6 protein-coding genes are annotated in these 8,985 nt (G+C 58.8%); 1 reads left to right on the top strand and 5 read right to left on the bottom strand.

Translation table 11 applies throughout. The annotated features are described in order from the left end of the window. Positions 1-14: 14 nt before the first annotated feature. Positions 15-659: a hypothetical protein gene (locus VEH04_13000; GenBank protein HYG23694.1), complete on the bottom strand. Its 645-nt coding sequence runs from the start codon at positions 657-659 to the stop codon at positions 15-17. 216 nt (positions 660-875) lie between these two features. Between VEH04_13000 and VEH04_12995 the strand changes: the two genes are divergently transcribed. Then, complete coding sequence (locus VEH04_12995; GenBank protein HYG23693.1) at positions 876-5,159, top strand: PAS domain S-box protein; 4,284 nt, start codon at positions 876-878, stop codon at positions 5,157-5,159. Here the strand turns inward: VEH04_12995 and VEH04_12990 are convergent. The 4 genes from VEH04_12990 to VEH04_12975 all read right to left on the bottom strand — a co-directional run. Then, a complete protein-coding gene (locus tag VEH04_12990) occupies positions 5,156-6,244 on the bottom strand; it encodes a glycine cleavage T C-terminal barrel domain-containing protein (GenBank protein HYG23692.1) in 1,089 nt (362 codons plus the stop codon). The two genes, VEH04_12995 and VEH04_12990, sit on opposite strands and share 4 nt — an antisense overlap. Positions 6,245-6,290: 46 nt before the next feature. After that, the gene (locus tag VEH04_12985; protein ID HYG23691.1) at positions 6,291-7,046 is read right to left on the bottom strand and encodes an exodeoxyribonuclease III; all 756 of its coding nucleotides are present in this window, start codon (positions 7,044-7,046) and stop codon (positions 6,291-6,293) included. A 91-nt stretch (positions 7,047-7,137) separates the two neighbouring features. Next, entirely contained in the window at positions 7,138-8,499 is a 1,362-nt protein-coding gene (locus tag VEH04_12980) for a hypothetical protein (GenBank protein HYG23690.1), read from the bottom strand. 92 nt (positions 8,500-8,591) lie between these two features. Continuing rightward, the coding region (locus VEH04_12975; protein HYG23689.1) for a curli assembly protein CsgG at positions 8,592-8,985 on the bottom strand (394 nt) is incomplete at its 5' end.

The raw sequence follows: 8,985 nt of genomic DNA, 5'->3' as shown, positions 1-8,985 counted from the left end.
TGGAAAAGGGAAGCTCAGGCCTTTTGGGAACGGTTGCGCGCCACGAGCAACAGCGCGCCCAGCAAGACAAACATGCCCGCCGCGGGTTCGGGCACCGCTATCACCTGGCTCATCCAGCCGAGCGAAGGCAAACCGTTGCCGTTGTCAAACAGGTCGAGATACAAGGTCAGACTGTGCCCTGTCATCTCGGCAGGTATCGGCAGAGTCAGCGAATAGGCCGTGCGGTTTGCGGGACTGCCTCCGGGAATTTCCGGGAAATCAATGAGCTCGCGCCCAATCGAATCCGCATCGATAAAGAGACCGCTGCCGGGCGGAGCCCAGAACGTCCCGGTAATATCCATGGTCAGGAACAGCGCGCTGAGCGAAGCCGCCGCGTCTTCGATCGTAAGCGTCAGCGAATCAAAAATCGTTTCTGGCAGGACGATTTCATCGGTGCCGAAACCCACGGCAATCGTGATCTGCTGGGCTTGGGCAGATTGCGGAACGAAGAAAGTCTGGCTTCCGGAGACCAGCGGGCCGCCGGCTCCGGTGCGCAGGACCGAGATCGGTTGGACGGTCCCCTGTCCCGCCGTGCTCCAGGCGAATGCCGGGGAAAAAAAGGCCACCAACAGGCATGCGGCAATGCAATGCCCGATGGAAATTGCCGGGTGACACTTCATGCCCACGACGCTAGGGCAGCGGGCAAGTTCCGGTAAATGGGACTTTAGTAGCAGCGAACGCGGACCGCGCAATGAGGACGCCGTTAAAGCTGATCTGCAACGCGGCGAGGCGAAAATCCAAAAATCTCTAACCCTATTTTGTCATTTCGGCTCATTTCAGCCTCCTCAGGCGCAAACAGTATTGCGTTTGTTGTTTCGTTGACGAAATCTCGCTTCATGCCAAAAGGCGCGGGAACCGAAAAGCCGGAAGGGATCTCCAAGGGGAGGGTGCGGGACAAGGCATTTGGAATCGCGCTGCGAACCGCGTTAATTTACGGGGTGCTGGGCGCCACCTGGATTCTTCTATCCGATCGCATCCTGCACGCACTCGTCCACGATCAAGCCGCCCTGGAACAGTGGCAAATCTACAAGGGATGGGGTTTTATCTGCGTAACTGCCCTGCTGCTGCATTTCGGGCTCCGGGCGCAACTCGCGCTCCTGGAAAAAGAATCGGAAGCGCGCCGCCAGGCGATGGAAGCCCTGCAAATCAGCGAGGAACGCTTTCAGTTCGCGATGCGCGGAACGAACGACGGAATCTGGGACTGGGATCTCGAGACGGACGACCTCTATCTTTCGCCCCGCTACAAGCTCATGCTCGGCTACGAACCGCATGAGCTGGCTGATCACCTCGACACCTGGCGGGCGCTGGTGCATCCCGACGACAGCGGGATTGCGCTGCAGCAGGTAAAGGCGTTCTCGGAGGGACACTCAGACTGCCTCGAGTTCGAGTTCCGAATGCGCCACAAGGATGGCCACTGGGTGCATATCCTTTCCCGCGCATTTGCGGTTCGGCGTGACCAGCGAATTGTCCGGCTCGTGGGAACGCACGTCGACCTCACATTGCGCAAACAGGCGGAGGAGAACCTGCGGCAGCAGGAGGCGCTCTACAGAGACGTGCTCAACAATGTCAGGGACGTTGTGTTCCAGGGAGATCTCAAGGGTCGCTGGACCTTCCTGAACTCTGCGTGGGAGAAGATCACGGGATATTCCGTCGAGGAGAGCATCGGGCGTTCTTTCATGGATTTTGTTCATCCCGAGGACCGGGAGGAAAACTGGAATCTGTTCGAGCCCATGATGCTCGGCCAGGAAGAATACTGCCAGCATGCGGTCCGCTACCTGCACAAAGGGGGAGGCTTCCGATGCATCGAGGTGCATGCGCAGCTCGTTCGCAATCCGATGCACGCGTGCGCGAGCATTTCCGGAACGTTGCGCGATATCACGGATCGGCGAGCCGCCGACGAAGCGTTGCGAAAAAGCGAGGAGCACCTTCGCCATGCGGCCGAGGTCGCCGGCGTGGGAACGTTTGAACACAATCACCTGACGAATATTGTGTACTTGTCGCCTTCCCTTCGGAAAATCCATGAATTCGACGAGTCGGAGCCTGTGACAATGGCTTCATTCATGAACCAGATTTACCCCGATGATCGGCCCTCGGTGGTTGCAGCCATGCACCAGGCCCACCGGCCCGACGGGGACGGACGCGCGGCATTTGATCTGAGGATCGTGACGCCTTCGGCGCAGATTCGCTGGCTGCGTTCGCGCTCGCAATCGTTCTTCGAAGGCGAGGGGAAGGACCGGCGCCTCGTCCGCACAATCGGCGCGGCCGTGGAAATCACGGAGATGAAAGAGGCGGAGCGGGCGCTGCGCGAACGGGAGAACTTATACCGCGCAGTTATAGAAACATCGGCCGATGGATTCCTCATGCTGGATCTCGACGGCCAGATTCTCGAGGCCAACGATTCCTACAGCCGGAGCTCCGGGTATTCGCGCGATGAATTGCTGTCGATGAACGTGGACGACCTGGAGGCCGCATCAGAATCGGAGAGCCTTCGCAGCCGGCTCGATCAAATCCGGCGTAGCGGCTCCGATCTTTTTGAGACTGTCCACCGCACTCAGGACGACACGCTGTGGGAGGCCGAGGTGGACGTCGCCTATTGGCCGATCGCCGGAGGGAGGTTGTTTGCGTTTGTCCGAAATCTCAACGAGCGAAAAAGATCCGAGGCGTTCCTGCGCATCCGTGTGGAATTGTCGCGCCTGGCGGAAGAGGTCTCTCCGGAAGAATTGCTGCAACACGCGCTCGACCGCATCGAACGCGTTACGTCCAGCCGCATCGGATGCATCCATTTCGTGGATCTCCCCGCAAAAGTGATCACGCTTCAGGCGTGCTCCAGCACAGCAAAACAGATCATGGGCCACCAATTTTCCCGGGAGCAGCTTCCCGTGAATGAATCCGCAGTGCTGGCGCGCGCGCTGGAGACACGCGAGCCCGTCATTGAAAACGATTGTGATACCGAACATCTCAGGATCGACGAAGTCACAATGGAACTGCGTTTGTTGCGGCGCGTCGCCGTTCCCGTATTCCAACAGGGGCAAATCACCGCGGTGGTCTGCATCGCGAACAAGAATTCCGATTACACCGCGGACGATGTCAGCGCGATTCAGGAGATCGCAAGCATCGTGATGGACCTCTTCGCCCGCAAACGCGCCGAGGAGGCCTTGCATGAGACCGAGCAGCGGCTTCAGTTGGCGGTGACGGCGGCGGGCATTGGTTATTGGGAAATGTCTTTGCCGTCGGGAAAAATCAAATGGTCCGAAGCGTTCGCGGCGGTGATGGGATGCTCCCCAGAGGATCTGCCGCCGAATCGTGACGAATTTCTTGCGCAGGTTGACCCGCTGGACGCGGAAGCTGTCGCCGGCCAGCTGCAACGAACGATCGAGAAACGGACCCATTTCAACTGCGAGTTCCGCTACAGGTGGCCTGATGGAGCGCAGCGGTGGCATGCGGTCTCAGGGCGCGTGGCAGCGGAACGGGACAGCGAACCAGAGCGGTTGACCGGCGTCGCGATGGATGTTACGTCGCGCAAGGTTGCCGAGGAAGCCCTGCGCAGAAGCGAGGAGAGATATCGCGCCCTCGTGGATACGACCTTCGATTGGATCTGGGAACTGGACGCGGAAATGAAGTTCACGTTCTCCAGCCCGAGAGTCTTCGAAGTCCTGGGTTACCGGCCGGCTGAATTGGCCGGGAAGCACTACGGCGAACTGTTGGACCCGCAAGGCGCGGAACGGGTTCTCAACGAACACCACGCCACACTGGCATTCCACCGTGCGTTCACGGACGTTGAGCTTGAGTGTCTGCACCGCGCCGGCCTGAAGGTCATCCTCGAATCCAGCGCGGTTCCCGTGTTCGGAGCGAATGGCGAGTTTCTCGGTTATCGCGGCAGCAGCCGAAACATCACCGAACGCAAGGTCGCGGAAAAGCATCGCCAGGCCCTGGAAACCCAGTTGCGCCAGTCACAAAAAATGGAAGCGATCGGCACCCTGGCTGGCGGGGTGGCCCACGACTTCAACAACATCCTCACGGTCATTCACGGCAATGCCTCGCTGCTGTTGCTGCCGCAGATGGCGCAAAAGATCGACAAAGGCGATTGCGCGCAGCAGATCGTCCGCGCTGCGGATCGCGCAGCCGGCCTGACCCGCCAGCTGCTCATGTTCAGCCGCAAGCAAATGATGCAGATCTCGAACGTGAACCTGAACAATGTGGTTGCTCACATGACGAAGATGCTCCAACGCATCGTCGGGGAAGATATCACCCTGCAGACGACCTATGCGCCCACTGTGGGACTGATCCGCGGGGATGTGGGAATGCTGGAGCAGATCCTCCTGAACCTGGTGGTCAACGCCCGTGATGCCATGCCGCACGGCGGACAATTGAATATTGGTACAGGCACGGCAACCCTGTCGGAAGCCGAGGCGGGCGACTGCCCGGATGCCGCGCCAGGACCCCATGTCTGGTTGAGCGTCACAGACACGGGCTGCGGCATGGGACCCGACATCGTGCCCAGAATCTTTGAGCCCTTCTTTACAACAAAGGAAGTGGGCAAAGGCACGGGCCTGGGACTCGCCACGGTTTACGGAATCGTGAAACAGCATAACGGCTGGATCACTGTGTCATCAGAACCTGGCAAAGGCTCCGCATTCAAAATTTTCTTTCCGGCAATGCCGCCTGCCGCGGCACAACAGGTCACTGCCCCTGAACCGCAGGAGCTGCCGCGCGGCACCGAAATGCTGATGGTGGTGGAAGATGATCTTGCGGTGCGCAACCTGATGATTCACTTGCTAGAACGTTGCGGTTATCGCGTGCTGCAGGCTTCTTCAGGCCGCGCAGCGCTGGAACTCTGGAAGGAGCATCGCGCCGCGATTGACCTCCTGATCACGGACCTTGTGATGCCCGACGGAGTGACGGGCCTTCAGCTGGCTGACAAAGTCCGCAGCGACAGACCTGATCTTCGCGTGATTTATGTCACCGGCTACAGCGCGGAACTTGCGGCTAAAGGCACGCCGCTTGTGGAAGGCGTCAATTTCCTGCAAAAGCCTTTCTCACCTGAGAGCCTGGTGCGCGCTGTCCGCAAACTGCTGGACAGCCCGATGCTGCCTCCGCCTGGGCCCGAGATTGAGGATTAAGACAAGGGCTCCAAAGCGGCCTGCTTGACGGCGGTCGTGCCGGCTGGAGCCTTCAACTGCAACTGCGTGCCAGGTTGAGCGGCCGCACTGCGGACGTAGCCCAGGCCAACAACCTTTTCAGTTCCGGGGATGCGAATCGCGCTCGTCACGTGACCCAATTCACGATCATTGGCAGATAGCAATTCCCCCCGTGTGGGTGCCGGGATGTCAGAAACAAATTCCAGGCGGCGCAACTCGCGATTCACATGTCCCATCGTGTGAATGCGATTGAGAACCTCCTGGCCGATGTAACATCCCTTGTTGAAACTGACAGCCCGATCGGCAATGCCTGCTTCCATCGGAAAGTTCTGCTCGTCCATGTCGCTGCCGAACCGCGGGATGCCGCGTTCGATGCGCGCTGCCTCAAACGCAGTCCAACCCGCAGGGCGGCCCCCCGCTGCTTTCGCCGCCGTGATCAGTTTATCCGCAACGGCAGCAAGCGCAGGAACAGGCACGAACAGGTCAAACCCAGATGTCGTCAGGCGTGGCTGCCTGATGAGATAGAGTTCGCCCAGCGTCACGTCCTTGACCCGTTCCACCTGATGGTTTGCAGCCGGCAGCGTGGGGAAAAGAGCGAGGGACTGAACGACAGCAGGCGCGGCAGGACCGTGCACATGCAGCAAGCCATAAAGCGGAGCGACATCGACCACCTGCACGTCATCGGCGACGATAAAACCTTCCAGCCTTTGCGACACTCGCGAAGCAAGCCCCGGTTCGAAGTCGAGGAGCACTTCGTTTTCCAGGATGTGCACGTTTAGGTCGCTCTGCATCTTCCCTTTGGCGGTGACCAGCGCGGCGTAGCAGCCTTCCCACGTCCGCAAGCGTTTGATGTCGTTGGTCACCTGACCGTGCAAGAAGCGGATCCGATCCTCACCCAGGAGACACAATCGGCTGCGAAAGCTCAGATCGAGCACGCCAGCGGTGTCGCGAAGCGCAGTGTATTCGGCAGCCGGATCACCGTAGTCCGCAACGACTTCCGTTCCGTCCAATTGGACAAATCGCCCATTCAAGGCCAGGTGCAATTCTCGCAAACCAAGCGGGTGCATGAACCTGTATGGACCGGAAACAGGAGTGAAGGCAATGCGCGATTCATTACAAAGCCAGCTCAATGCCAACGGGACAATGATCCGAGCCTTCGATCTCGCTGCGAATGAACGCACTCTTCAGCCGCGGCAAAAGAGCGCTGCTGATGAGAAAATAATCGAGCCGCCAACCGATGTTCCGCTTGCGCGCTCCCGTCAATGGACTCCACCACGTGTAGTGTCCACCCGCCCTCTCAAAGTGACGGAACGTATCGACAAATCCTGCCTGGATAAACGCATCAAACCCAGCCCGCTCCTCCTTTGTGAAACCGTGGCCTCCGACATTGCTCCTCGGGTTTGCGAGATCCAATTCCGAATGCGCCACATTGAAATCGCCGCAGAAAATGACAGGCTTGGTTTTCTCAAGCTGCCTGAGGTACTGCAGAAAATCGCGGTCCCATTGCTGCCGATACGGCAAACGCGAAAGGTCGCGCTTGGAATTGGGGACATAGACATTGATCACGTAGAAGTCCTGGAATTCAGCCATGAGCACGCGCCCTTCCTGGTCATGTTCGGGGATGGCGATGTGTGGCACGACGTTGAGCGGACGTTCCCGCGTGAAAATCGCGACACCGGAATAGCCCTTCTTTTCAGCACAATTCCAGTAGGTCTTGTAACTGACAGGCCAGAGCTGTTCGACGTCGTCGGGAGAGCATTTGGTTTCCTGGAGGCACAGGATGTCAGGTTGCTCGCGCTCCACGTACTCGAGGAAATTCTTCCGCAGCACCGCGCGCAGCCCGTTGACGTTCCATGAAATCAGTTTCACGGCTGAAGTCTAAGCAGACAACTTCCGTCAACGCATGAACAAACCGTTCGATCCGAATTCCCTGCCTTCTGCAACTCGCGCCGAAGTCGCGCTAAGGCTGCTCGCCCGCGCTTTCCGCCTGTGCCTTCATTTTTGCAATGGCCGGGACCACCATCGCCGAAATCATTGCGGCCCCGCCCACGGCCGGCGCTGCAAGGAAGGCGGTGGCTGAATCCTGGCTTCCCACGCACACACTTTCCCAGCCGGTTGTTGTACGACGGCCCACTGCCATTCCGAACGCGGGCTTCTGGCTCAGCATCAAGCGATCAATCAACTGGGACTGCGCCGCATTGGAATCCCCTTTCGCCAAAAGCGCTTTCTGCACCGATTGAATCGTGCCCATAAATCGCCGATCAACGTAGAAAAATTGGTTCCCGTCAGACGGTAGATACTTCAGCAACTCAGCAACATCTGCCCGTTCACGCAACCCAGGCTGGCGTCCATTCGCGCAATCCAGTGCTCCCCGTACCAAAGCGGACGAACTTGCCACGAAAAGATAACCCTTGGTGCTTGCCACTGTCAGCTCGAGGTCGAGAGGCATCGGAATCGGAACCCGAATTGCAGTCACCTTCAATTCCTTCTCGTCCGTGAGACGTGCCATCCCGCTATCCTTCATCTTGCTGCTGATGACATTATACAGCGCGTCGTCCTTGACCTTGACCACAAGCAACAGCCCCGGCTCGGGAACGTGGAGTCCTTCGCTGAACGGAACGGGCATTGGATGGGATTCATCGAGAGTGATCACCATGCCCACCTCCCCGCCGAGCGATTCGAGGAAATTGGCCCACGCGATCTGGGTATGCTCCTCAAACCACACGGGCCAGTTTGTGAGCGTCTGCGCAACGTCCGGAACGCCCGAGTTCTCCAGCTCCGCCGCGAGGGTCTCCCAAACCATCGGAACATCGACGTCCCCAAACGCAGCCACGGCCGTGTTTGTGGTCAACAGATTTAATCCATCGAGGGCGTGGGATTTGCGGCCCAGGACATTCCAGAAGATCCCGTCACCCTTGCCGCTGCGGTGGTGGAGAACCAGCTTCGTTCGATGCAGTTCGGGAGTGATCTGGATTCCGCTGAACCCAACGCCAGTGAGATGTTCGACGCCGCTCGTCTCAATGATATGTGCAAGGGAATCCATCGCGACGCGCACGTTTTCGCGATCGGAGGGATCAACGCCCGGGAATGTCGATACCAGCTCGCTCCACGCAGCGACGTTCGTGTGAAGCCCGGAGAGCCACTGATCTGTTGCGAGGTAGCCATAGACGGTTCCGCCGGGATCAAGCTGGCTCGTGACTTCCGTGAACGATGTCTCGCGCAGTGGGGTGACGTTGCCGGGAGCGGCGCCATCCTTCTTCCCGCAGCCGGGAACGAGGAGCGCGATTGACACAAATGCGAGCTGGAGCAGTGGCGTTTTCATAATCCTGGCGCCAAGAGAAACCGCCATCGCCGCGATGTAAAGGGCGATCTCGTTCCACTGTTGAGCGGAGTTTGGAACCGCAACACGAATCCCTACCTGGCGAGCTTTGGAAGAATGCGCTCGGCGAGTTCTGCCGCGGCATTCTGCAGCGCGGACTTTGCGGCAATCTGCTCGGTCAGATCCACAGCGACACTTGTCTGGCGATCGACAATGAGCAGGTTGCCCGTCGCTGTCTCGCGAACCTTTAATTCAATCCTGGCCTTGCAAGAGACCAGATTGCCCTTGCGCATGCCAAACTCGCTCAAGGCCTCGCCAGTGATTTCGATCTGCGCTTTCACTTCGGATTTGTTGTCCGTGAGCTTGAAACCACAATCGCCCGCAATCTTGGCCAGTTCCGTTTCCGCCGCTGGATCAATCGTTGGACCGCTGAAGTGGCGTTCCGAGATGCTGACCGAAATGACGGGGCGCGATTCGGAAGCCATGGAT

The organism is Verrucomicrobiia bacterium (assembly GCA_035629175.1).
Lineage (GTDB): Bacteria > Verrucomicrobiota > Verrucomicrobiia > Limisphaerales > DASXHY01 > DASXHY01.
Note: the sequence above shows the minus strand (reverse complement) of the source record. Positions and strands in the feature narration are given on the sequence as shown.